This window comes from Pseudomonas sp. B21-023 (genome assembly GCF_024749165.1).
GTDB lineage: Bacteria > Pseudomonadota > Gammaproteobacteria > Pseudomonadales > Pseudomonadaceae > Aquipseudomonas.
This window is the reverse complement of record NZ_CP087190.1, coordinates 2818987-2843607: the sequence shown is the minus strand read 5'-3', so window position 1 is coordinate 2843607 and position 24621 is coordinate 2818987. Positions and strand designations below refer to the sequence as shown.

Annotated in this window: 15 protein-coding genes and 1 pseudogene; 4 read left to right on the top strand and 12 right to left on the bottom strand. The window is 66.0% G+C overall.

Features of this window, described 5'->3' with window-relative positions:
- Positions 1-729 precede the first annotated feature (729 nt).
- Entirely contained in the window at positions 730-1467 is a 738-nt protein-coding gene (locus tag LOY42_RS12790) for a hypothetical protein (RefSeq protein WP_258600951.1), read from the bottom strand.
- A gap of 289 nt (positions 1468-1756) precedes the next feature.
- Between LOY42_RS12790 and LOY42_RS26620 the strand changes: the two are divergent.
- Together LOY42_RS26620 and LOY42_RS26615 are read left to right on the top strand one after the other, a co-directional pair.
- Positions 1757-2455, top strand: a pseudogene (locus tag LOY42_RS26620) (HAMP domain-containing protein); the annotation flags it as partial.
- A gap of 45 nt (positions 2456-2500) precedes the next feature.
- Positions 2501-3364, top strand: coding sequence for a methyl-accepting chemotaxis protein (locus LOY42_RS26615; protein WP_408981081.1), 864 nt, complete (start codon positions 2501-2503; stop codon positions 3362-3364).
- 39 nt (positions 3365-3403) lie between these two features.
- Here the strand turns inward: LOY42_RS26615 and LOY42_RS12780 are convergent, their stop codons facing one another.
- Positions 3404-4735 carry a serine hydrolase gene (locus tag LOY42_RS12780; protein WP_139671007.1) on the bottom strand — a complete coding sequence of 444 codons (1332 nt, stop codon included), beginning with the start codon at positions 4733-4735 and terminating at the stop codon, positions 3404-3406.
- Positions 4736-4856: 121 nt separating this feature from the next.
- Between LOY42_RS12780 and LOY42_RS12775 the strand changes: the two genes are divergently transcribed.
- Positions 4857-5753 carry a LysR substrate-binding domain-containing protein gene (locus LOY42_RS12775; RefSeq protein ID WP_111532852.1) on the top strand — a complete coding sequence of 299 codons (897 nt, stop codon included), beginning with the start codon at positions 4857-4859 and terminating at the stop codon, positions 5751-5753.
- An 81-nt stretch (positions 5754-5834) separates the two neighbouring features.
- Here LOY42_RS12775 and LOY42_RS12770 read toward each other — a convergent pair whose 3' ends face one another.
- The 8 genes from LOY42_RS12770 to LOY42_RS12735 all read right to left on the bottom strand — a co-directional run bounded on the left by LOY42_RS12770 (position 5835) and on the right by LOY42_RS12735 (position 16110).
- Positions 5835-8072, bottom strand: a complete 2238-nt coding sequence (locus LOY42_RS12770; RefSeq protein WP_139671011.1) for a TonB-dependent siderophore receptor — start codon at positions 8070-8072, stop codon at positions 5835-5837.
- Positions 8073-8297: 225 nt separating this feature from the next.
- The gene (locus LOY42_RS12765; protein ID WP_258600946.1) at positions 8298-9260 is read right to left on the bottom strand and encodes a siderophore ABC transporter substrate-binding protein; all 963 of its coding nucleotides are present in this window, start codon (positions 9258-9260) and stop codon (positions 8298-8300) included.
- Positions 9257-10039: an ABC transporter ATP-binding protein gene (locus LOY42_RS12760; protein WP_139671015.1), complete on the bottom strand. Its 783-nt coding sequence runs from the start codon at positions 10037-10039 to the stop codon at positions 9257-9259. The genes LOY42_RS12765 and LOY42_RS12760 overlap by 4 nt, the downstream gene beginning before the upstream one ends.
- Entirely contained in the window at positions 10036-10971 is a 936-nt protein-coding gene (locus tag LOY42_RS12755) for an iron chelate uptake ABC transporter family permease subunit (protein WP_102682064.1), read from the bottom strand. Before LOY42_RS12755 ends, LOY42_RS12760 begins: the two co-directional genes overlap by 4 nt.
- Positions 10971-11861 carry an ABC transporter permease gene (locus LOY42_RS12750; protein ID WP_232967933.1) on the bottom strand — a complete coding sequence of 297 codons (891 nt, stop codon included), beginning with the start codon at positions 11859-11861 and terminating at the stop codon, positions 10971-10973. The genes LOY42_RS12755 and LOY42_RS12750 overlap by 1 nt, the downstream gene beginning before the upstream one ends.
- Positions 11862-11911: 50 nt before the next feature.
- Positions 11912-13681 (bottom strand): ABC transporter ATP-binding protein, encoded by a 1770-nt coding sequence (locus LOY42_RS12745; RefSeq protein WP_258600944.1) that lies wholly within the window; start codon positions 13679-13681, stop codon positions 11912-11914.
- Between the two features lie 2 nt (positions 13682-13683).
- The gene (locus LOY42_RS12740) at positions 13684-15471 is read right to left on the bottom strand and encodes an ABC transporter ATP-binding protein (protein ID WP_258600942.1); all 1788 of its coding nucleotides are present in this window, start codon (positions 15469-15471) and stop codon (positions 13684-13686) included.
- A gap of 120 nt (positions 15472-15591) precedes the next feature.
- Positions 15592-16110 (bottom strand): sigma-70 family RNA polymerase sigma factor, encoded by a 519-nt coding sequence (locus tag LOY42_RS12735; protein ID WP_046855607.1) that lies wholly within the window; start codon positions 16108-16110, stop codon positions 15592-15594.
- A gap of 218 nt (positions 16111-16328) precedes the next feature.
- Here LOY42_RS12735 and LOY42_RS12730 point away from each other — a divergent pair, with 218 nt between their 5' ends.
- A complete protein-coding gene (locus LOY42_RS12730; protein WP_258600938.1) occupies positions 16329-18434 on the top strand; it encodes a condensation domain-containing protein in 2106 nt (701 codons plus the stop codon).
- A 375-nt stretch (positions 18435-18809) separates the two neighbouring features.
- Here LOY42_RS12730 and basC read toward each other — a convergent pair whose 3' ends face one another.
- Together basC and LOY42_RS12720 are read right to left on the bottom strand one after the other, a co-directional pair.
- Positions 18810-20129, bottom strand: a complete 1320-nt coding sequence (gene basC / locus LOY42_RS12725; RefSeq protein WP_258600929.1) for a putative histamine N-monooxygenase — start codon at positions 20127-20129, stop codon at positions 18810-18812.
- Between the two features lie 75 nt (positions 20130-20204).
- Entirely contained in the window at positions 20205-24497 is a 4293-nt protein-coding gene (locus tag LOY42_RS12720; RefSeq protein WP_258600927.1) for an amino acid adenylation domain-containing protein, read from the bottom strand.
- Positions 24498-24621: the final 124 nt, after the last annotated feature.

The window sequence follows — 24621 nt, the reverse complement described above, 5'->3', positions numbered from 1 at the left end:
CGCAAATCAAACACTTACAATCTCTTTCTTTTACTATAATTGTGATTTGCGCTGCCAATCTAAAGCGGCATGCGCCTTGCTAGGTGGGTTTATGATCGACACCCTTTCAGAGATCAGTAAGGCACTGTCAAGACGTCAGGCCGAGCCGAATCCTCGTCGGTGAGCTTCCTGGGTGGATGTAAGCAAAAGAGGCTCTGTTGAGTTGTACAGTCATAATGCAGCAAGCCGTCTCAAGAACTTTATGTGCTGGCGCTAATGCCTAATGAATAGACGCGTAGGCCAGGCTCATAGCTACAGCGTCCGCTTGTACGGACAAGCCTCCTGGCATATTCTCTGGGATTGACGGTAGCGTCGGCTTGGAGCCGAATGATCCCGGAGTTCCCGTCCAGATCGGGTTTGTAGCTGGTATTCTATCTGCCAGCTTGAGGATGAGCCCGCGCCATCCTTCCTCCCCTGATCTGAGTCGGGGTTCAAGATTGGATGACACAAGCTGTGTATCAGGCTCGCTAGAGCTGATCGTTACCTTTACCCGCCAATAAATGCGCCTTTTTTGTTTACCCGCCAGAAAACGCGCTTTCTTGCTTATTAACCTTCGAAAAAAGCGCATCTATTGGCAGATGCGAAAAAAACACCATCACATTCAGGTGGTTGCGGAAGGCGCATTTTTTCGGGGGCCTGACAAGGGAGGCCAGATTTCAGCCTCCATCAAAGCCCCATTGCCAGTCCAGCTCACTGGTACGTCAATTCCTTCGGTACTCCATACCGACCGCCGTCATAATCCAGGCTGAACGTCTTTGTCCTCGACTTGACCTCCATTTCTTCACAGTCATCCTCGCCCTTGAGAACGGCCTGCCTGCCAGTCGAAACCTCGGTAACCCGCAATCGGCTGAATCCATCCTTGCCAGGTTTGCCAATCGCCAGGGTCCGCTTCGTCTCGCCGAATTCACCGGCGCAGACACCGTCCCATTCGCCATTGCTCTCGCTGACCACCAACTGCCCCATGATCTGCCGCAACTGCGAACCGTCGGTTACGTAGAGATTCAGGGTTTCGCTGCCGAACGGATTGACCCGTGACGAGCCTGTATGACTGATGCGCACGCCAAATGCCCGCAGTCCGGGCGCGACCTGGTAACGTGCGGTGTCCAGCGTCAGGCCTGAAAACCGCACCGCGTCGGAAGCGATCGCAGCCTCCTGGTAACTGTGGGCTATGACCTTGCCGCTGACGGCATCGGCCACCAGCACATCCAGGCCGTAATCGCCTTGCCCGTATTCATCGACGTTCACCATCAAAGGCAAGACTGCCAGCACCTGACTGGCGTCTGCGGGATTGACCTTGCAGACCACAAACTCGGTGGCGAGCTCCAAGGTTGGATGCAGGTCCTGGGCCCAGGTTTGCAGGTGCTGCGTGCAATCGCCCCAGGCGATCATGGGGGCAAGCAACAGCGGTAACACGGCGAATCGACGCATGAAGGTGTCTCATTCCTTTGATGTTTTTGCCAAGGTAAGCGAGTTGGGCGAAAACTTCACACGCTTGATAGACTCCTGCAACACGTCCCTGCGCCCTGCTCAGCTTTTAATAACCATAAAGCATAACTCAACTAAATAAACATTTAGTTGAGTTATATGCATGAATCAGGAAATTCTGAAGCCGTGACATGAGCCTACTGCCTACCCTCCTCCACAGACCTGTTCCGGCCAGCGAAATACCTCCAACCATCTATGCTCACCAAACCCACCCCACGGAGCCTGTTCGAAAATGGACATTCGCCAGAAAACCATCGGGTTCGGTCTGGTCAGCATCCTCGCCGCCCTGTTGCTCGGCGGTAGCGGCCTGCTCGCCGAGCATGACCAGAACCAGGCGTTGCAACGTAGCGAGGCCAGCATGGCGGCCCTGCGCAATCATATGGAAGGCGACATGATGCACGATGCGCTGCGCGCCGATGTGCTGGCCGCCCTGCTGGTCAAGCCGGGCGATACCGACACCGCCAACCAGGTGCTGGCCGACCTCGACGAGCACGCCAAGTGGTTCCGCAGCGTCGTGCAAAGCAACCTGGAACTGCCTCTGGACACTGACCTGCACCAGGCCATCAACGACCTGGGCCCCCTCCTCGACCACTACATCGCCAGCGCCACCTCGATCATTCAGTTGGCATTGCAGTCGCCTGAACAGGCCCAGGCGCAGCTACCGGCCTTCGTCGCCGCCTTCAAGGAGCTGGAGCAGCGCAACAGCACCCTCAGCGACTTGATCGCCGGCAATGCCGACAAGAGCCGCGAACAGAGCACCGCCACCCTGCATCAGGGCATCAGCGTGCTGGTGGCCGGGATGATCCTGGCGACCCTGGCATTGGTGCTGTGCACCTTCCTGCTGCTGCGCTCGATCCTGCGGCCATTGAGCCAGACCATGGCGGTTGCCGAGCGTATCGCCCAGGGCGACCTCACCACCGCGATCGAGGTCCACGACCGTGACGAAACCGGGCATCTGTTGCGTTCGCTGGCGGACATGCGTGACAGCCTGGGCAATATGATCAAGGCCATCCATGAAGAGAACCTGCTGCTGCGCGAAGTGGCCGATGAACTGGGCCAGGCCTCCAGTAGCCTGGTGCAGCGTACCAGCCAGCAGTCCGACAGCGCCGTGAGCATGGCCTCGGCCACCGAGCAGATGATCGCCAGCCTGGCGCGGATCGCCGACCACGCCCGCGATGCGCAGGCCATCTCCGGGCAGTCCGAGCGCCTGGCCAGCGACGGCGGCGAGGTCATCCTCAACGTGGTTGGCGGCATGCAGGGGATCGACGAAGCGGTCAACCGTTCCTCTGAAACTATCACTGTGCTGGGGCAAAGCTCAGAAGAAATCCATTCGATCATCCAGGTGATCAACACCATCGCCGAGCAGACCAACCTGCTGGCCTTGAACGCGGCCATCGAAGCCGCCCGTGCCGGCGAGGCCGGGCGCGGGTTTGCCGTGGTCGCCGACGAAGTGCGGGGCCTGGCCGGGCGCACGGCGCAATCGACCCGGGAGATCACCGGCATGATCGAACGTATCCGGCAAAGCACGGGCAACGCCGTCGACAGCATGCAGACCGGTGTCACCCGGGTCCGCGCCGGCGTGGAGCTGGCCACCCAGGCCGGCGACTCGATCCAGCAGATTCGTGAAGGCGCCCGCCGCGCCGCGTCGGTGGTCGAAGAAATCTCGCAGACCATCGGTGAGCAGACCCGGGCCAGCCAGGATGTCGCCCAGCAGGTCGAGCTGATCGCCCGCATGTCGCGGGACAGTACCGACACCACGCGGCAGCTGGCCTCGGCGGCGCAACGCCTGGGCGAGATTGCCCAGGGCATGCAGGCGAGCGTGTCGCGGTTTCGCGTGTGATTGGGCAGGCGCTTTCCAGCGCCCTGCTCTCGCCCGGCGCTACAGGCTCAACGCCTTGCCCACCGCGTTGACGAATACCGCCTGCTCGTCATACAGCGAGCCGGGGCTCTCGGCGTTCTTCCAGGTCGACCACTGCACCACTACCAGACGCTCCGCCGGGTTGATGGCGATGCTCTGGCCGAAGATGCCCAGCGCCCAGAACGTCTGGCCGCTGGTGGCGGTGCGCTTGGGTTCGGCATCGCTGTCTGGGGCCGGCGCGTTGTACCACCACTGGTAGCCGTACTGACCCTTGGGTGCGGCGGCCGTCACTGAGCCCTTGGCCTGGGTCCAGTGGGTGGAGCGCGCGATCCAGTCGTCCGGGAGCAGCTTGTCGCCCGTTGGCAATTGTCCGCCACTCAGCACGAACTGGCCGAACCGCCCCCAGTCACGCAACGTGGCATTGAAGCCGTGGCCGCCCATGTCCACCTTGCCGGGCACCAGCGCATGCCAGACCCCGGCCTGTTGCATGCCGTAGCGGCTCCACACGCGGCTCTGCAGGTACTTGGCAATGGTCATGCCGGTGGCATTCTCCAGCACCCGACCGACCAGCCAGGCGCCACCGGTGTTGTACGACCAGACCTCACCCGGCTTGACCCCGGGCTTGCGCTTGACCGACCTCACCAGTTCGAGCACGCAGTGATAGGGATCGGCGGTGGCCTCGCACTGGGTCATGTGCGAAAAGTCCGAATCCTTGGAGGCGTAGTTCTCGTCCCAGATTACGCCCGAGGTGTGTTGCAACAGCTGGTGCAAGGTTACGTCCTGCCATTCGGAACCCTCCAGTTCGGGAACATAGCGGCTGATTCTGTCGTCCAGCGACTGGATCTTGCCTTCCTTGACAGCGATGCCGACCAGCACGCTGACCACCGACTTGGCCACCGAGCGGGACGTCCACAAGGTCTGCGGCGTGTTGCCCTTGCCGTAGTACTCGTAGGCGATCTTGCCGTCCTTGAGCACCAGCAGGCCGGTCACGCTCTGGTTGGCCAGGTATTGCGCCAGGTTGTGCGTCTTGCCGCCCAACTGATACTGCACGTCAGTCAGCGTGTGGCTGGCCGGCGGCAAGGGAAATGGCGTGGCGCCGTTCGGGGCGAAGACATCGCCACCGTAGAGGCGGTAGGTGTTGCGAAAGCCCACGACCCGGGTGTCCTGGTCCCAGGTGAGCATATCCCTGGCAGCCGGCAGCACCTTGTCGAAGGGCTGCGGGCAGGGTTCAAGCTCTGGCACGCCGCAGGCCCCCTTGTTGTCGGCCGCCTGCGCCGCACCGGCCAGGGCGGCGAGCGTCAGGGCCAGGATGGAAAGACCGTTGAACGACTTATTTATTGTTGTTGGCCGCATCGGAGGGCTCCTCGTAAAGCGCGGAAATACGCCGTCCCGAGTGTCGACAACTTGAGCGGGCGGGAAAAGCACAATAAATTTGCCTTCACTATTAAAAAAACTAACAGCCAGGAGAGTGCCCATGGCCGAAGACCGACTGCCCCCGCTCAACGCCGTGCGTGCTTTCGAGGCCGCCGCCCGCCTGGGTAGTTATGTCGCGGCCTCCCAGGCGTTGCACGTGACCCAGCCGGCGATCGGTCGGCATGTGAAGAACCTCGAGGCCTGGCTGGGCGTGCGCCTGCTCGAGCGCTCCCCCCGCGGCGTGACCCTCACCCTGCCCGGCGCCCATTACTACAAGGCCGCAGCCGAAGCACTGCAGATCCTTGCCGATGCCGGTGCACGCCTGGCGCAACGGGGAGACGAGCGCTGGCTACGGATCCTCTGCGTGCCGGCGTTCGCCTCACGCTGGCTGACACCGCGCATCGACACCTTGCGCAGCCTGCGCCCGGACCTGAGGATCGCCATCGAGCCCAATGCCACGTTCACCAGCGTGGATGCCCGCCAGGCGGACCTGGGCATCGCCTTCGGCCTGCCGGGTGAGCTGAACGGTGTACGCGAGGTGTTGATCCGCCCGAAGGTGTTCGCGGTATGCGCGCCGAGCTACCTGGCGCAGTTGCCCGCAGGGCTGAGCGCTGCCGACCTGCCCGCCTTGCGGCTGATCCATGTCGATGACGGCACCTGGTGGAACAGCTGGTTCGCGGCCAATGGCCTCAGGGTGCGGGTCAAGGCCGATACCTCGCATATCAGCAACGATATCGTGCTGAACCTGGCCCAGCGCGGCCACGGCATCGCCCTGGCCACCGAAGTGCTGGTCGGACGTGAACTGCGCGAAGGCAGCCTGGTGCGTTGCGTGGAACAGGCCGTGGCGCTGGAGAGCTACCAGTTGCTGACGCCGACTCAGCCGCCGAGTGCCGATGCGTTGTGGTTCATGGATTGGCTGGGTGGCAGCCTGCGCGAGGAGTTTCCGGATGCGCTGTGAGTCTGGCACCGGCTGCGCTGGTGGTCGCGGGGCAAGTCGCATCGGCTCGCCGCCGCTCTCACGCAGCCAGTGTGGGGTTGGCTAGAAATCCACCGAGGTGGAGAACAACAACGACCGCGGCGTGCCCAGCCCTCCGGACAGGCCGCTGCCGTCGCCGCCGTTCCACGAGCCGATCCAGTAGGCCTTGTTGGTGACGTTCTGCACGGTGGCACGCAAGGTGACCGGCTTGTCCGAGACCTTCAGGGTATACCGGGCCCCGAGATCGAAAATCGTGTAGGACGGCAGCGACAGGTTGTTGGCATCGGTGGCGTAGCGCCGGCCGGCATAGTTGGCGTTGCCGGTCAGGGTCAGCCCGGGCATCTCGCGCAGGTCGTACTCGACGCCGAGCTTGGCCAGCACCTTGGGCACGCCGGTGGCCTGGTTGCCTTCGTTTTCCTTGCGTATCGATTGGGTCAGCTCAGCCTTGGTGTAGGACGCACCGCCCAGCAGGCGCAGGCCCGGTTCGAGCTCGCCGAAGAACGACCACTCCAGGCCACGGTTGCGCTGCTCGCCGTACACGCCGTAGATCTGCGTGAGCGGATCGGTATAGGCGCTGGGCTTTTTCACCTGGTAGACACTGACCGTGTGCGCGAAGGTGCCCAGGTCGAGCTTGGCGCCCAGTTCGTACTGCTTGGTCTGGTACGGCGCCATGATCGCGCCGGCGTTGCGCGCGTTGTCCGGGGCGATGCCGCCCTGGCTCAGGCCTTCGATGTAGTTGCCGTACAGCGACAGCTCGTCGGTGACCTTTACCAGCAAGGCTGTGGCCGGCGAAACCCGGCTTTCATCGTAGGGCTTGGAAGTACGCTGGTGGTTGCCGTTGTAGTTCGACGCGCGCACGTTCTGGTGGCGTGCACCGACGGTCCACTGCACCTTGTCATCGAGGAACGACATCGTGTCGAGCAAGGCTTCGCTGCTCAGCCGGGCGCGCATACGCGAGGTGACATTGCCGTACTCGCCGATCTCCGGGCGCGGGCCATAGTCCAGGTTGTAATAGTTGGTGCGGATGTTCGACGACAGGCGCTTGTCCTTGAAACTGTTCTCGGAGTCGTAGCGGGTGGCCGCCAGCGACCAGGCATGGTCGACCGGGCCGGTGGCGAAGCGCCCGCGCAGGCCGACCTCGCCGGACTTCTGCTCGCCATCGCGGGCAGAGCGGATCGGTGTAGCAGAGATGTCGCCAGCATCATTGAGCAGCATGCCGCTGGTCATCAGCGCGTTGTAGCCCCCTTCCCGATGGCCCCAGCCGGCGAACGCGGTGAGCGAGTCGTTGAGGTCGTACTCGCCGCGCAGCACCACGGTGTCGGTGTCGTTGACGGTGTAGCCCCACTCCGGTGCCAGCGAGTGATCGCCCTTCTTGGCCTTGGGCAGGTGGGTCACGCCGGGGCTGATCGAGGCGATGCCGAAATAGTTGACCCCGTCCATGCGTTCGCGCTGGTGGTAGTAGTCCAGCGACGCCCTCGCCCGCTCGCCGCGCCAGTCCAGGGCCAGGGACGACAGCTGCATGCGGTGCTGCTGGTCGTCCACCGGGGTGTCGCCGTCGCGGTAGACGCCATTGAAGCGCACGCCGAACTGCTTCTGGTCGCCGAAGCGGCGGCCGATATCGGCATGCATGCCAGCCAGGCCATCGGACTCGTAGGAGGCGGTCAACCGGGCCAGGGGCTCGTCGCCGGCACGCTTGGGCACGATATTGATGCTGCCGCCGACGCTGCCGTCTGGCGGCATGCCGTTGAGCAGCGCCGACGGGCCCTTGAGCACTTCGATGCGCTCGGCAAGCTCGGTGGAGCCGCGCATGTTCGGCGCCATGCTCGGCAGGCCGTTGAAGGTAATGTCGTTGCCGGTACTGTACAGGCCGCGAATGAAGAAGGTCTCGAAGATGCCGCGCTTGCTCGGCACATAGACCGAAGGATCGGTGGCACCGATCACCGCGCCGATGTCCTGGGCCTGGCGGTTCTCGATGTATTCCTTGGTGTAGCTGATGGCGTTGAACGGGGTTTCGCTGAAGTCCTTGTTGCCCATCAGCCCTACCCGGCTGCCCGAGCCGACCTGGCCCCCGGCATATTCCGGTGGCGGGGCACCGAGGGCGTCACGGGTTTCCTGCACCAGGGTTTCCGGCAGGGTCAGGCCCTCTTCCTTCACATCGGGGGGCTGCTGCTGCGCCGAGGTGGTGCTGCGTGGCGGTTGCGCGAAGGCATTGCCGGCGATGGCGGCCATGCCCAGCAGCACGGCCATGCGCAAGGCCCTGCGGGGCAGTTTCGGGGCCTGGGGATGTTGCAGTGGAGGCATGAGGGATTCCTTTCGGGACAGAATGGTAATGTTTCTCATTAGTCATTCCGTACGAATCGGCGAATCCCTCAACAGAAATTACACTCAAATGGCCACTATCGGTTTCACATCTGTACCGGCCTCATCGCCGGCAAGCCGGCTCCCACAGGAATCGCGCCTGGCTGCAGTTTCCGTGGGAGCCGGCTTGCCGGCGAATGGGCTGCGCAGCAGCCCCCTTTCAGGAAGTCAGCGCTGATACCCCTTCACCACCTCGTCCGCCACCCGCTCCAGGCAGGTCACGCTGGCGGTGCACAGGTACCAGGTCTGCGGATCGACGAACACCACATGGCCACTCTTCCACGCCTTGGTCTGGCGCAGCAGCGGGTTGTCCAGGGTCTCGCGGTCCAGCGCCGCCCGGCGCTCCATCACCGCGGTGCGGTCGATCACATAGAGGATGTCCGGGTCGGCCTGGTGGATGAACTCGTTGGAGATCGGCTGGCCGTGCAGGCCGGCCTGCATGTCGTCGCTGGCCGGCTTGACCCCGAGGGTGTCGAAGATGAAGCCGTAGCGCGAACGCACACCGTAGGCGGTGAACGCGCCGTTGTTGTGCAGCACCACCAGCGCCTTTTCCGGGCGCCCGTCGGTCACCTTGCGCACCTGGGCCACCTTGGCATCGATGCGCGCGGCGGTTTCCCGGGCCAAGTCTTCCTTGCCGAGAATGTGCCCGACAGTCAGCAGGTGCTGCTTGGCGGTGTCGATGACATTGCCCTGGCGGTTGTCCATGTCGATGTCGTAGTGCACCGTCGGGGCGATCTGGCTCAGCTCCTGGTAGCTCTGCGCCTGCAGCGGCGAGATCAGGATCAGGTCGGGCTTGAGCGCATGCAGGCGTTCAAGGTTGGGCTGGATGGTGGTGCCGACGTCGGCCACCTTGGGGTCGTCGCGGTACTTGGCCAGGAAGCCCGCGACATAGTCCTTGGCGATGCCTACCACCGGCGCGCCGAGTTGGTCGAGGGTGTCCAGCTCGCTCATGTCGAAGGCCACCACGCGCTGCGGCTGGTGTTCGACCAGTGTGGTGCCCAGGGCGTGTTCGACCTTCACCGGGGCGTAGTCGGCGCTGGCGGCGCGCGCCTGCTCCGGCGGGGCCTGGTCGCAGCCCGGCAACGTGGCCGCCACGGCGGCGGCCAGCAGTATCTTGCAGATTCCGTTCATACCAGCTCTCTCGATAGTGATGGGTTGAAGTAGTTGCAGACGAAACCGTGCGCGCTCGGCAGGATCTCGAACGCCAGGCCGAACAGCGCGCGCAGGTTGGCCTCGGTGACCACCTCGGCGACCGGCCCATGGCTGTGCACCGCGCTCTGCTTCATGGCGACGATATGGTCGGAATAGTTGGCGGCAAAGTTGATGTCGTGCACCACCAGGATCACCGTGCGCCCCTGCTCGTCGCAGAGCCTGCGGATCGCCTGCATGATCTGCACCGCGTGCTTCATGTCGAGGTTGTTCAGCGGCTCGTCGAGCAGCAACAGGTCGGTGCGCTGGGCGATGGTCATGGCCAGGAAGGCCATCTGCCGCTGGCCGCCGCTGAGTTCGTCGAGGTAGGCGCGGCGCAGCGCTTGCAGCCCCAGGAAATCCAGGGATTCGTCGATTACCTGGTGGTCGTCGGCGGTCAGCAGCCCGCGGCTGTAGGGAAAGCGGCCGAAGGCGACCAGTTCCTCGACGGTCAGGCGCAGGTTGAAGTCCAGTACCTGGCGCAGGGTGGCCACGCGGCGGGCGTAGTCGGCGATGGCGATGCGGCCGATGTCCAGGCCGTCGAGCAGGATGCGCCCGCGGCTGGCCGGCAGCAGCCGAGCCATGCACATCAGCAAGGTGCTCTTGCCGGCGCCGTTGGGGCCGATCAGCGAGGTAACCTGGCCGGCCGGGAACGTCAGGCTCACGTCTTCGAGCACGGTCTTGTCGCCATAAGCCTTGTGCAGGTGTTCGAGGGTGATCATGGGGTGCCTCGGGTACGGACCATCAGCGCGAGGAAGTACGCGCCGCACACCAGGTTGACGAGGATGCTCACGCTGGTCCGGTAGTTGAACAGATGCTCGACCAGCAGTTGGGCGAGCAGGAACATGCCGATGGCCACGGCGCAGGCCAGTGGCAGGGTCACCTGGTGCCGGGCGCTGCGCGCCAGGGCATAGGCGATGTTGGCGACGAACACCCCCATGAATGCGGTTGGCCCCACCAGGCTGGTGGACACCGCTACCAGCACGGCGATCAGCGCCATCTGCAGGCGCAGGCAGCGCCCATGGTCCAGGCCCAGGGCAATGGCTTGGTCGCGACCCAGCGCCAGCACGTCAAGCACCCGTGTGCCGCGCGCCACCAGCACTGCCACTGCCGCCACCAGCAGGCCCGAGTACAGCACCTGGGCCGGCTGGGCGCGGTTGAACGAGGTATAACCCAAGCCTTGCAGGATGGAGAATTCCCCCGGGCTGGTCTTGAGCTGGATGAACTGGGTGAAGGTGCCCAGCACCATGGTCAGCACCAGCCCCAGCAGTAGCAGGCGGTAGACATCCCCGCGCCCTTCGCGCAGCAGCCAGCGCTGCAGCAGCCACGAGTAACCGAGCATCAACGCGATCGACAGCAACGCGTTGCCCTGCGCGCCGAGCAGCGCCACGCTGCCGGTGCCCAGCCACAGCACCAGCACGGCCTGGAACAACAGGTAGATGCCTTCGTAGCCCATGATCGCTGGGGTCAGCACCCGGTTGCCGGCCAGGGTCTGGAAGATCACCGAGGACAAGGCGATGCACACCCCGGCCACCACGATCGCGCCCAGGCGCACCAGGCGCTTGGGGATCACGTAGCTGAAGTCCAGGCCCGAGCCCAGCAACAGGAACGCCAGCGCCAGGGCCGGCAGCAACAACCAGGCGGCGCGGCGCATCATTTGCACTTCCACAGGATCAGCACCAGGAACAGCACACCGCCGACACTGCCGGCGGTCAGGCCGATGGGCACTTCGTAGGGGTGGATCAACAACCGGCCAAGTATGTCGCAGGCCAGCAGCAACGCCGCGCCGCACATGGCGACGATGGGCAAGGTGCGCTTGAGGTTCTCGCCGTAGCGCAGCGCCACCAGGTTCGGCACCACCAGGCCGACGAAGGGGATCGCGCCCACGGTGATCACCGTGGCCGACACGGTCACCGCTACCAGCACCAGACCGAGGATCGCGGTGGCCGCGTAGTTAAGGCCGAGGCTGGTAGCCATGCCCTCGCCCATGCCCAGCACGGTAAAGCGCTGGGCGTAGAGGTAGGTGAGCACGACGATCGGCAGGATCAGGTAGATGATTTCGTAGTTGCCCTCGATCACCCGCGAGAAGTCACCCAGCAGCCAGCCCTGCATGCTCTGCAGGATGTTGTGGCGATAGGCATAGAACTCGGCAATGGCGCTGAGCACGCTGCCGTACATCAGGCCGATCACTGGCACCAGCACCAGGTTGGTGAAGCGGATGCGGCGGATGATCGCCACGTACACCAGGCTCGCCAGCAGGCAGAAGACCAGGGCGAACAGCATGCGCCCGGTAGCCCCGGCTCCCGGCAGCACGGTCAGGGCCACCAGGATGCCCAGCTTGGCCGCATCCAGCCCGCCACAGGTGGCGGGTTCGACGAAACGATTACGCACGATCTGCTGCAGGATCACCCCGCAGATCGACAGGCCGACACCCGTCAGCACGAGTGCCGCCAGGCGTGGCAAGCGGCTGGCGGTGAGGGTCAGCCAGGCATCGTCGGAGGCCGACAGCAAGGCCGACCAGGACATCTGGCTGGCCCCGACCATCAATGAAGCACCACACAAGAGCAACAACAGCGTTGGCAGCAGCACCCGACTCAAGCGGTCACTCCATCGCCTGCGGCCTCACCGATGCGCCAGCCTTTGGCGGCCCGGCGCTGCTCGAGGAAGTGCGCGTACAAGCCACCTTCGGCAGCCAGCTGGGCATGGGCGCCCTGTTCGCGGATGCGCCCTTCGTCCAGCACCACGATCTGGTCGGCCATGGCCACCGTCGACAGCTGGTGGGCAATGACAATCAGCGTGCGCTTGCCGCGCAACCGCGCCAGCGCTTCGGCGATGGCCGCCTGGTTCTCGGCGTCCAGCGCCGCGGTGGCCTCGTCGATCAGCAGGATCGGCGCGTCCTTGATCAGCGCCCGCGCAATCGAGATGCGCTGGCGTTCGCCGCCGGACAGACGTGCACCGCCCTCGCCCACCGGCGTGTGCAAACCTTCGGGCAGGCGTTCGAGGATCTCCTGCACCCCGGCCAGTCGCGCCGCTTCGAGCACTTCGGCCTCGCTGGCGTCGGGTTTGCCCAGGCGGATGTTGTCGGCGATGCTGCCCTGGAACAGGTAGGCGTCCTGGAAGATCTGGCTGATCTGCCCGGCCAGCTGTTCGGCGGACATCTGCCGCACATCCACCCCGCCAACCTTGACCCGGCCGTGGGTAACGTCGAAGAAACGGGCGATCAGGCGCACCAGGGTAGTCTTGCCCGACCCCGACGCGCCGACCAGCGCTGTCATGCTACCGGGCGCGATGTCCAGGCTGACCTCGCGCAGCACCTCGGGCTGGTCGTCGCCGTAGCGGAATCCGACCTGCTCCAGCTGCACCGAACCGTCGACCGGCGCCTGCGGTGCGGCGGGCTCGGGCAGCGGCTTGACGGCCAGCAGCTCGGCCACCGCCTGCAGCTGGCCACGGGTGCCGCGTAGCACCTCGCTGTAGCCGGCCACGTCCAGCAGCGGGTCGATGAAACGGGTCGCCAGCACCAGCGCGACCAGAGTGCCGATCACCGTTGCGTTGTCGAAGCCTGCGCCGGCCTGCTCGCCGAGCCACAGCGTGGCGACCACCAGCAACGCGGCAAAGCTGGCCTGCACCGCCCAGACGTTGAGCACCGATGACAACGCAGACAGCTGGATCAGCTTGCGCGCCGCCTGTTGTTGCTGGGCCACGGCCTGCTCCAGGAAGCGCGTGCCGCCCTGCTCGCCATTGAAGGCGCGCAGCACCGACTGCGCCTGGGCGAACTCGACCATGCGCTGGCTGGTCTGCGCGGTGTCGCGCTGGTAGCGCTGGTCGGCGCGCTGGCCAAGGCGCATTGTCGCAAGCATCACCAAGGCCAGCAGCGGCAGGCTGAGCAGGGCCACCAGGCCCAGGCGCAGGTCGACCAGCAACAGCGCAACGAGGATCACCAGCGGCGTCACCACCCCGGTGAACAGCGGCGTGAACACATGGGCCGGCAGTTGCGCGATCTCCATCATGCCCTGGGTGGTGACATGGCTCAGGCGCGCGGTGTTGGTGGCATTGAACCAGCCCACCGGCAGCGTGCCGACATGCTCGCCCAGGCGCTGGCGGCCACCGCGCAGCACGGCAATGCCCACCGCGATGCCGGCCTTCTCCACCCGTCGCCGCAGGTACCAGCACACCACCACGCCCAGGGCCAGCAGTGCCAGCCACTGGCCGGCGGCCTCCAGCTGGTTGCCCAGCAGGTGACGCAGGATCGGCACCAGGGTGACGATGGTCAGCCCGCACAGCACGCCATACACCAGCGCCAGGCGGATGTAACGGCGCAGGAACACGGCGTCGTCGCCGAGCAGTCGAACGAAAATCCCCAACATGATCAGTGCTCCTCCACCTGCGCGGTCGCCCGCGTCTTCGCATAGCCGCCGGCGGCCCACAAGCGGGCATACAGGCCGCGACGGGCCAGCAGTTCGTCGTGATTGCCGCGCTCGGCGACCGTGCCCTGGTCCAGCACCAGGATCTGGTCGGCGTGCATCACCGTGTCCAGGCGATGAGCGATCACCAGCAGCGTGCGCCCCTGGGCGAAGCGCGACAGCGCCTGTTGCAGCTTGACTTCGTTCTCGGCGTCGGCCGCCGCAGTGGCTTCGTCGAGCACCAGCACCGGCGGGTCGAGCAGCACCGCGCGGGCAATGCTCAGCCGTTGCAGTTCGCCGCCGGAGAACTGCACGTCCTCGCCGATCACCGCGTCGTAGCCGCGCGGCTGGGCGAGGATGCGCTCGTGGATATTGGCGATCCGCGCCGCCGCCTCGATCTGCTCCTGGCTCGCCGAAGGCCGGCCCAGGGCAATGTTCTCGTGCACGCTGGCATGGATCAGGCGCACGTCCTGCAGGACGAAGCCGATGCGTCGGTATAGTTGCGCGCTGTCGATCTGCCGCAGGTCGACGCCGCCCAGGGTGATACGCCCGGCACTGGGATCGAAGAAGCGCAGCAGCAGGCGCGCCAGGGTCGACTTGCCGGCGCCCGAGGCGCCGACCACCGCTGTTACCGTGCCCGGTTCCAGGGTGAACGACACCTCGCTCAGCACCGGATTGCGCGGGTCGTAGTGATAGCCCAGGCCCTGCACCTCGATGCGTGCATCGGCCGGCAGCTTGCCGGCGCCCTGGCCGTCGGTCTCCAGCACCGGCGTATTCAGCAGCGCCTGCACGCGCTGAGCGGCACCGGTGGCGTTGTTCAGGTCGTGGGTGATATAGGCCAGCAACAGCAGCGGCGCACAGATGCCCGGCGCCACCAGGGCGAACGGCAGCACCTGCACCGGGGTGATCCAGCCCAGGCCGACGAACAGCGTGCCGAACGCCAGTACCACGCCCAGTACCGATACCGGCGCGATCATCGCGTTGGCATTGGCCATGGCGCTGACCAGCGGCCGGGTGAAGTCGGTGAAGGCCGCGGCGAAGGCGTCCACCGCCTCGCGGTAGCTGCCATGGGCCTTGCGCTGGCCACCGAAGGCCTTGACCACCGGGATGCCGTTGACGAACTCGACCACCGCCTGGTTGATCCGCCCCATGCCGGCGCCGAACGCCTGCATGTTGCGGGCGCTGGCCTGGTGGGCACGGGCGAAGAACAGGAAGAACAGCGGGAACGGCAGCATCGACACCAGTGCCATGCGCCAGTCCATGGCGAACAGGTAGACGATCGACGCCAGCACCGCCCCGGCGCTGCGTCCGAGGGTGGTGTAGAAGTGCGCGGTGAGGCTGTGCAGGATGCCGATATCGTCCTGCATGGCCTGCTTCACCTCGCCGGAGGCGCGGCTGGTGAACCAGCCCAGCGGCACCCGTGCCAGGCGGCGGATGATCGCCAGGCGCAGCGTGCCGGTGATGTGGTTGTCGGCCAGGTGGGCCACCAGGTCGCCCAGCGAAATCAGGGCCATGCCGACGAACAGGCAGCCCAGCCCCAGCACGATCACCGGCCAGGCCTGCGCGACGCCCTGCCCTTCGGCGAACGCCAGCCGGGCGACCTCGGCGATCGCGGCCAGGGGCGCCAGGCTGAGCATGGCGCCCAACGCGGCGAGCAACCCGGCGATGATCAAGCGCCCGCGAATCGGCGCCAGCACTGCGGCGACCGGCCCCTTGGCGGGCTGCTGCACCGCCACCCCTTGTTCAACACTCATGAATGCTCCTTTTCAGCACGAGGAGCAGGCCGGGCAGCCACTTGGGCGCCCAGCCCGCCAGTCCTTCTCAACCTGTATTCCGCACGAGGCGGGCAAACCCGCAAAAAGAAATGCCCACGCTCAGGCGCCACTGCCGATGCGGTAGCGCCTGCAGGTGCGCACGCCGGCGGCGATGTACTTCTCGACCGAGGACACCGACACCCGCAACTCGGCGGCGATGGCGCGATGGGCCATGCCGTCGAGCCGGCACAGCAGCAGGGCCTGGCGGGCCTTGGGCGAATGCCGTTGCAGGGCGCTGTCGATCGCACCCAGGGCCTCGACCACCAGCGCCCGCGCCTCTTCCGACGGCACCCGCGGCTCGGGCTGCAGGCCATGGTCCTCGAGGTAACGGGTTTCACGTTGGCGGCGGCGGTACAGGTCGATGACCTTGCCGTTGGCGATCTGCGTCAGGTGGCAGCGCGACTGTTCCGCCGTCGGCACCTGGCCCTTGTTCATCAGGTGCAGGTAGATATCGTGGGCCAGGTCCGCCGCGTCCACCGCGTTGCCCAGCTTGCGGCGCAGCAGCTCGCACAACCAGCCGTGATGATCCTGATACAGCTGTTGCAGCTGTTGACGAAGCGCGAACGTTCCGTTGTCCACGGTACCTCTCCCTGAGCGTGGTGCATTCCAGACGGCTTCCTTTGACGTGCGCCAATCTAGATGATAATTATTTGCATCTTTCTCACCATAACGAATCCTCGGGATTCACGCAATGCACCCCGGTGGTGCGAACCCTCTGCGCGGCCACTCACCGCGATCCACGGATGGCAGTGAAGGCCGACGCGGGCCTTGATCGATCGAACAGCAGGAAGCTAACCATGTTGGAACGCAACACCACCCTACCCTCGCCCCAGGCCCTGGATGAACACGAAGAACTCGCCTGGTTCGCCCAGCAACAGCAACCCGAGCAGCTGCACCGGCAACTGGGCGCCTGGCGCCTTGGGCCCACGGCCGACCTGTCGCTGCTGGCCCTGGCCGTGCAGGCGGTGGTCGAAGCCACGCCGGGACTGAACTGCCGCTACCACTTCAGCGACGATGGCGACCTGTACAAGACCCAGGAACCCGGCTGGTACCCGTGCCTGCGTATCGAACGGAGCGCGGCCGAGGGCATGGACGCCCTGCTGCGGACGCGCCAGGCGGCGCCCTGGGATTCCACCACGCAGCCGCCGTTCGAGGCCCTGCTGCTGGCCGGCGATCACCAGGCTGCGCTCGGTCTGCTCTGCCATGCGGTGCTGCGTCAGCCGCCGCAAGCCCTGCTCGAACGCATCCGCGCCGCATATGACGCCCAGGCCGGCGACCAGCCACTGGTGCTCGAACCGTTGTCGCAGGCGCCTTCGACGGACATCGCGCAACGGATCCTCGACGCGTTCCGCCAGGCATTGGCGGAGCCTGGCATGACCCTGGACGATGACTTCTTCGACATGGGCGGCCACTCGCTGCTGGCCACCCGGATCATCGGGCGCTTGCAGGGCGAGCATGGCATCGAACTGCGCTTCAGCGACTTCTTCGCCTCGCCCAGCGCCTCGGCGCTGGCCACACGCGCCAAGCTGAGCCAAGGGCAAGCCAGCCAGGCCAGCGATCAGGCCGTGGATATCCAGCAGGCGCCGATGGCCCTGGCCCAGGCATCGTTGTGGCGTGCCTGTGCGGCCTTCGACTACGGCACTATCTTCAACCTGCCCTTTGCCCTGGACTTCCACGACCCGGTGGACGAGGCGCTGCTGCAGCAGGCCTTCACCGACCTGCTGGAGCGCCATGCCAGCCTGCGCACCACCTACCATGGCGAGGGCGACGACGCCTGCCAGCGCATCGTGCCGCTGGCCGAGCTGGGCCGTTTCAAGTGGTTCTGGAACAGCGCCGAAAGCACCAGCGCGAGCCTGGCCAGCGAGGCGAAGCACCGCTTCGACCTGGCCCGCGAACTGCCACTCAGGTTGCGCATGCTGCGTGACCCGCACAGTGGCCACCAGGTGCTGTCGTTCCTGGTCCACCACATGGCCATCGACGAATGGTCGCTGAACGTGATCATGGCCGAACTGGCCGAGGCCTACCTGGCCCGCGCCCAGGACCGGGCGCCGCAATGGCCCGCGGCGGCGCGCACCTTCCACGAATTCGCCCTGGCCCAGAGTGCCCAGGGCCCGAACCCGCGCCACCTGGCGTATTGGACCGAGCTGCTGCGCGACGCCACCCGCGGTCTCGCCCTGCCCGCCTGCGATGACGCCACGCTGCTGCCCGCCGACCAGGCGTCCACGCGTGCGCGCTGGCTGGAGCTGCGTCCCGAACCCGGCATGCTGGAGCAACTGGGCGCCAGCGCCCGGCTGCATCAGTCATCGCTGTTCAGCGTGATCTACACCGCCATCGCCCTGTCGCTGCACAAGCTCGGCAACCTCTCGGACCTGGTGATCGGCACCTCGGCGTCCGGGCGCACCGACCCTGCGTATTTCGACACCGTCGGTTACTTCACCACCATGGTCGCCCACCGCGTGCAGTTCGCCCCCGAACAGTCGCTGGCCGGGTTGCTAGGCGAGGTGACGCGGATGATCAACGACTCGATGGCCTATGCCGACGTGCCCATGGAGACCATCCAGCAGGCGCTGGGCATGGCCCCCGCCGAGGGCCTGATGTTCGATGTGTATGTGCAGATCCACGCCAACAACGCCCTCAATGGCGCGTTGCAGGCACCCGATGGCCGGGCTATCCGCTACAAGCAGATCGACCCGGACAAGAGCGAGTCGATGTTCGGCCTGCAGTTCGAGATCATGGAGGATGTGTTCGATGGCCAGCGCTCGCTGCGCCTGGTGATCACCTACCGCAGCGATCGCTACAGCGGTGCTCAGGTCGAGCGCCTGTGCGCGATGATTTCGGCGGCGTTCGGTGTGTTGGCCGAGGTGGATGGCGGCCGGCGGGCTTTGGCTGCGGTGGTGTTGTAGTTCAAGGTGGGCGGCGCTTCTGGGACTGAGCGTCGCCTGCTATGTGTTTGGCGAAAGAGGTTCAGCGCCCTCAAGATCGAGCGCCGCCCGCGCGGCGCATCGCTGGCAAGCCAGCTCCCACATCTGTTTCGGGCCAGTTATGCCTGCGCCGCCGCGGCTGTACGCCTTGTGGGTACGACACGGTCTCAGCGTGGGCATCACTGGCGTCCCACTTGTCTCAAGACATGCACCAAGGCGGACAGCGACAACTTCACAGGACAGACTGGCCCGAAATAGATGTGGGAGCTGGCTTGCCAGCGATGCGCCGCGCGGGCGGCGCTCGATTTCATAGGCGCAACATCCCTCCCGGCGAACACCTCGCAGCCCAAACGCCAATCACCCCTCCGGCAACCCATAGCGCTGGAACGACGAGCGCTGCGGCACCCGGTACTGCGCCCGCCCCAGCAACTGGTTGACGATCACCGCATTGCGCACCGGCCCCAGCCCCAGGTCCGGCGAGCCGACACCATGCTGGAAGATCTCGGCGTTCTGCACGAACACCCGGCCACTGCCGCCATCGCAACGCTGCGCGGTGAAATCCTCGCCGACGATGCAGTCGCCGTGCGCGTCGGTGGCCAGCACCGAACCCTTGAGCTGCTCGAACCATTGCGGCCAGGCATGGGCATAGCCGGTCGCCGCGACAACCGCGTCGGCTTCCAGCGTTGCCCGTTGCTCCAGCTGGCTGTGCCGGAAGGTCATGCGCAGCCCCGCCGAGCCCAGCTCCTCGACCGTCTCCACGTCACAGCTGGACAACAGCGTCAGCCCAGGTTCGCGCCCGCCGATGGAGCGTTCGTAGATCAGGTCGTAGATCGCGCCGATGGTCGAGAAGCTGATGCCTTTGTACAACAGGCCCTGCTGGGCGACGATCTCCCGACGTTTGTCCCGCGCCAGGGTGTGGAAGTAGTTCATGTACGCCGGCGTGAAACACTCCTGGCCGAGCTTGGAGTACTCCATGGGGTGGAAGCCTCCCGAGCGGGTGATCCAGTGGATCGACGCCCCCGCCTCCACCTGCTCCGGGGTCAGCGCGTTGAACAGCGCCAGCACGCACTCCGCGGCGCTCTGTCCGGAACCGACCACCACCACGCGCCGGCACTGCTCCAGCTCGCCCTGACGCTTGCCGAACTCTGCCGAGTGCAGCAACGGCGCCTGGGTGCGGGTGCGCGCCCAGGCCGGCAACCATGGCCGGGTACCGAGGCCAATGGCCAGGTCGCAACTGCTGTAGCGCCGCTCCAGGCCCGACACCGACACGCTGTCGATGACGAAGCGTTCGCTGGCGTTGTCGTAACGCACGCCCGTGACCTCCTCGCCAAAATGACAGCCCGGCAGTTGGCCCGCCGCCCAGCGGCAATAGTGGTCGTACTCGCGCCGGGGCACCTGGAAATGGTCGTAGTAGTAGAACTGGAACAGGCGATCATGCTGGTGCAGGTAATTGAGGTAGCTCAGCGGGTGACAGGGGTCGGCCAGGGTCACCAGGTCGGCCAGGAACGGCACCTGCAAGGTGGTGCCGGGCAGCAGCAGCCCCTCGTGCCAGCGGAACTGCGCCTTGCGCTCAAGGAACGCGCAGTTCAGGTGCGGGTGGCGCGACAGCAGCGCGGCCAGGCCCAGGTTGAACGGTCCGATGCCGATGCCGGCGATATCCAGGTGTGCGATGTCCATATGCTCGATGATTTCCCAAGAACGATGATTGGCGCCCCGGGCCAGGCCCAGGGCGATTGATTCAGGCCGGTGGTTTCACACGGGGGCGCTGACGAGCAGGCGCTCGACCTCTTCCACCGTGCGGCACGGCAGCAACTGCGCGGGCGACAGGCGCACCGCGAAGGCTTCGCCCAGGCGCGCCGCCAGCGGCTTGAGGTGCTGCGGCCGCAGGCCCATGGCGAGGAAATCCCTGGCCGGCTGTGTGGCGCCGAGCACCTGCTGGTAGATCGCCAGCACCTGGGCATGACGCTGCGGATCGCTGGGCACAGCCGCCGGTATCGGCGCCTGCTCGGTGTCACCTTCAAGCAAGGCGCGGGCGAGCCTGCGGTCCGGCTTGCCGTTGGCGGTCAACGGCAAGGCGTCGACCTCGACGAACCGTGTGGGCACGTGGGACTGCGGCAGCAGGGCCCGGGCATGCTCGCGCAACGCCACGGCGCCGGGCGGCGCACCGTTGCGCCTTACATACAGCGCACCGATGCAGGCCTCGCCCTGTAGCGTGTCGCCGTAATCCACCACCAGCACCTGCTGCACCGCCGGATGGCGGATCAGCTCGATCTCGATGTCCGGCAGCGACACGCGCACGCCACGCACCTTCACATAGCCATTGACCCGGCTGTCGAACAGCAGCACGCCGTCCTCGCGGTAGCGGCCCCGGTCACCGGTACGGAAGGCACGCACTGGCGCGCCGTGCTCGTCGGGCACATTGACGAAGTCGTTCTGCACCAGTTTGCCGTCCTCCAGGTAGCCCAAGGCCAAGCCCACCCCACTGGTGTGGATACGCCCGGCGACGCCCTGCGGGCAATGCGCGCCGTGCTCGTCCAGCAGCCAGTAGCGGTTGCCCGGCAGTGGCCGGCCATAGGGCACCCTGGCGCGGTCCTGTTCACCGATTTCGTGCCAGATGCTCCAGATGGTGGTCTCGGTCGGGCCACCCAGGGACACCAGCCGCGCCTCGGGCAGTTGCTCGCGTAGTTCGGCGATCACCGCCGGCTTGATGTAGTCGCCGCCCTGGGCCAGCAGGCGCAGGCTGCGCAGACCATCACCCTGACGGCAGGCCAGGAGCATTTCGAGGATGGCCGGCACCGAGCACCAGAGGCTAACGCCGTGCTGCCTGACCAACTGGTTCCAGCGCAGCGCATCCTTTTCCTCGCCAGCCTCGGGCAGTACCAGCGCCGCCCCGGCGCACAGGCTGCCGAACACGTCGAACAGCGACATGTCGTGGTGCAGCGGGGTCACCGAGATGAACACATCGTCGCGGCTGACCTGCCACTGCGCCAAGGTGCTGCCGATGACATTGGCGGTGGCGCGGTTGTTCAGCACCACGCACTTGGGCTTGCCGGTGGTGCCGGAGGTGTACAGGTAGTAGGCCGGCGCGGTGCTCGCCGACAAGGCCGCCAGCCCCGTCAGGTCCAGGGCTGCCGGAGGGCTGGCCAGCAGTGGCGCGACGGCGTCGACCACCAGTGCCGGCTGGCAGTTGTCCAGCAGATAGCGCAGGCGCTCCTCGGGCGCCGCCGCGTCGATCGGTACCCAGACCAGCCCGCTCAGGGCGCAGGCCAGGGTCGTCATGGTGTGCTCAGGACCGCGTGGCAGGCAAATGGCGACCACCTGGCCGGGGCGCAGCCCGCGGGCCTGGAATGCCCCGGCAATGCGCTTCACACCCTCCCCCAGTTCGGCATAGCTGATACGCCGCTCGCCATGCAGCAAGGCGATGCGTCCATTGTCCGGGCCGAACAGGTTGTGGGCGATGCGCCCAAGGAAATCGACCGGCTCGGCCTGCGCCTCGCTGCTGTTCAGGCGGTAGTGGCCAAGGTCGATGAACTGCCGTGCGTGGACTTCGAATGCAGCCTGCCCGGCCAATTGCGCCACCGCCTGGTTCAAGGCTGCGAACAACTGCCCGACCCAGCGGCCATCGACCGCTTCACGGGCATAGTCGATCTCGAACGCCAGCCCGCCCTCGGTGGTGTTGCAGAATCGGATGTCCATGGCCACCTGCGGCGTCTGGGTCAGGCCCGCGCTGAGGGTCATCGGGCCATCGACCGCGCCCACTGGCCAGGACAGGCCGTTGGTCAGCACCACCGGTAGCGCCGGGCCTGGCCCGTTGCTGTCGTACAGCAGGCGGGCCAGGTCCACGCCGGAGAACGCCAGATGCTGCAAGCCCTCCAGCACATCGGCCTGCAGGCGCTTGGCGCGCTCGGCCAGGCTGGGCAGGCCGCGCTGCCAATCGACGGCGATGAAACTGGAGCGGTTGGCGAATGCGCCGTCCTGGGGCGGCGCCACCGGCACCGCCACGCACAGGCTGCCTTCGTCCAGCCAGTGGCCGAGCACTTCCAGCACCACGGCCATGATCGTCGAGTTCTTGAACAGCCCCTCACGCGCACCGGCGCGGCTCAATGCCTTGAACGCTTGGGCGGAGATTACCTGACGCTGGCGGGCGTATCGGGCCACGCCGACCTTGTCCAAGGCTTGGCGCCACGGCAGCCTTGGTGCGCCGTCGACCTCGGCCAGCTTTGCCTTCCAATACTCGGCATCGGCCTTGCGCACCTCGCTCTGGTCGATGACAGCCGCCGTGGGCTCGCTGGCCGTCAGCGGCTGGCAGTGACCGTCGAACAACTCGACCATCAAGGTAGCGATGGAGCGTCCATCGAGAATCAGCGCATCGAAGCGCACGAACACCACCAACTCGCCTTGTGGCGACTGGAAGGCGGTCACATTCCAGGGCGGCCCGGCCAGGTCGAACAGCGCATGGGCATAGTCCTCGCGACGGACCTCAAGCTGCGCCTGGGCCTGCTCGGCCGTCAACCCGTGCAGGTCGATCACCTCCAGGTTGACCTGCACCTGGTCGCTTGTCGACTGGGTCAATGCCTGGGCATCGATACGGGTGCGCAGGCTGTCGTGGCGGCGCACCATGTCCGTGAGGCGGCTGCGCAGCAGCGCCAGGTCCATGCGCCCGCGATACTCGCGGAACTCCTGCATGGCCACGCCGCCCAGCGGCAGATGCTCGCCACGCCCCAGCAGATAAGCCTGTTGCAGAGCGTTCAGTGGTCGATCCCGGCTCGCCGCAATCGCCAATGGCTGGTGCAGCGCGCCCGTGTCGGCAGCCACCGCCACAGCCAGGGCGATGAAGCGCTCGAACAGTGCCTGGACCCAGTCAGCGGGCAATGCGTCCAGGCGCACGTCCCAATTGATCAGCAGGCCGCCGTCGGCCCGCGCCACCTGTGCGTCCAGGGCCACCTGCGGGCCCTGGGAGATCACCCAGTCCATCGGCCCGAACACCCCGCTCACCCGCTCGGAGAACAGCTCGCCGCCAGGCAGGTCCAGGCCTGCGGTGAACACCACCGGTGCCAGTTGCGGCGTACCGTGATGGCGCGACAGGTCGCGCATCAGGTCCACGCCCGGATAGGCGCTGTGCGCCAGACGCTCCAGCAGTTGCCGATGCAGATCCCGGCACAGCGCGGCAAGGCTGGCGACTCCGGTGAAGTCGACATCCACCAGCACCAGGTTGGCGAACTCGCCAACGATGCGCTGCACAGGCTCCAGCAGCGGTTCGCGCCAGAACACTGGGACGTTCAGGCGCAAGCGCCGATCGCCGGTGTGCTCACCCAGGGCGGTCGCGAACAGCCCGAGCATGAACGCCGACGAGGTGATCCGCTGTGCGCGCGCCGCGTGCTGCAAGGCACGATACTGCGCAGGTTCAAGGCGAGCGGCGAAGCGCTCGCTGCGTGCCGGCCCCGCAGGGAGCAAGGGCAGCGAGGGCGCCGGGGCGATCTGCGCCAGGCGCGCTCGCCACCAGGCGCGGTCGCGGCTGCGGGCGGCACGCAGGTCGGCATCGGCACGCACCTGGTCCAGCCAGTCGAAGTAGTTCGGCGTGGTCGGCAGAACGCTTCCAGGCGAGTCGTACAGGCGGGCCAGGTCTTCCATCAGCACCCGGAAGCTCGACGGGTCCACCGCGATCATGTCGGTGTCCACGTGCAACCGGCTGGCATTGCCCGGCAGCAGGCTCAGGCCGAAGCGCGCACCCTTGCCAGCACCCAGGTCCAGGCGCTGGTGGCTCCACTGGCGACGTTTCTCCAGCAGGCGCCGCTCCACGGCTGGACCATCCAGATCGCTGAAATCCTCCAGCTCCAGATGGGCGCGCTTTGCTTCGTCGATGGTCTGCAGCCCCTGCCCGTCGATGCGCAGGCTCAGCATCGGATGCGCCCGGTACAGCTCCTCAAGTGCGCCGGCAAGGCGCGCCACATCGATGGCCCGGCCATCGAACTCGGCGTACAGGTGCGCGCTGACGCCACCCAGTGCCGCATGTGCATCCCGCCCGATCCAACAGGCGGCCTGCATCGAAGTTAACTCTCTCATCGCTTACCCGCGTAGTTGACAAATCCATGTGTTTCGCGTCCTCATATTTACTAACGAGAATGATTATATTTCAAGGTTTTCTTTCTCACCCATCGCCAAGGAGGCA

What these genes read in the sequence shown, in the direction of transcription:
- LOY42_RS12765 (WP_258600946.1), bottom strand. Translation starts at nt 9,260, where the DNA reads ATGAACGGAATCTGCAAGATACTGCTGGCCGCCGCCGTGGCGGCCACG.
- LOY42_RS12790 (WP_258600951.1), bottom strand. Translation starts at nt 1,467, where the DNA reads ATGCGTCGATTCGCCGTGTTACCGCTGTTGCTTGCCCCCATGATCGCC.
- LOY42_RS12775 (WP_111532852.1), top strand. Translation starts at nt 4,857, where the DNA reads ATGGCCGAAGACCGACTGCCCCCGCTCAACGCCGTGCGTGCTTTCGAG.
- LOY42_RS12740 (WP_258600942.1), bottom strand. Translation starts at nt 15,471, where the DNA reads ATGAGTGTTGAACAAGGGGTGGCGGTGCAGCAGCCCGCCAAGGGGCCG.
- LOY42_RS12780 (WP_139671007.1), bottom strand. Translation starts at nt 4,735, where the DNA reads ATGCGGCCAACAACAATAAATAAGTCGTTCAACGGTCTTTCCATCCTG.
- LOY42_RS12745 (WP_258600944.1), bottom strand. Translation starts at nt 13,681, where the DNA reads ATGTTGGGGATTTTCGTTCGACTGCTCGGCGACGACGCCGTGTTCCTG.
- LOY42_RS12750 (WP_232967933.1), bottom strand. Translation starts at nt 11,861, where the DNA reads ATGGTCGGGGCCAGCCAGATGTCCTGGTCGGCCTTGCTGTCGGCCTCC.
- LOY42_RS12720 (WP_258600927.1), bottom strand. Translation starts at nt 24,497, where the DNA reads ATGCAGGCCGCCTGTTGGATCGGGCGGGATGCACATGCGGCACTGGGT.
- LOY42_RS12760 (WP_139671015.1), bottom strand. Translation starts at nt 10,039, where the DNA reads ATGATCACCCTCGAACACCTGCACAAGGCTTATGGCGACAAGACCGTG.
- LOY42_RS26615 (WP_408981081.1), top strand. Translation starts at nt 2,501, where the DNA reads ATGCGTGACAGCCTGGGCAATATGATCAAGGCCATCCATGAAGAGAAC.
- basC (WP_258600929.1), bottom strand. Translation starts at nt 20,129, where the DNA reads ATGGACATCGCACACCTGGATATCGCCGGCATCGGCATCGGACCGTTC.
- LOY42_RS12730 (WP_258600938.1), top strand. Translation starts at nt 16,329, where the DNA reads ATGTTGGAACGCAACACCACCCTACCCTCGCCCCAGGCCCTGGATGAA.
- LOY42_RS12755 (WP_102682064.1), bottom strand. Translation starts at nt 10,971, where the DNA reads ATGCGCCGCGCCGCCTGGTTGTTGCTGCCGGCCCTGGCGCTGGCGTTC.
- LOY42_RS12770 (WP_139671011.1), bottom strand. Translation starts at nt 8,072, where the DNA reads ATGCCTCCACTGCAACATCCCCAGGCCCCGAAACTGCCCCGCAGGGCC.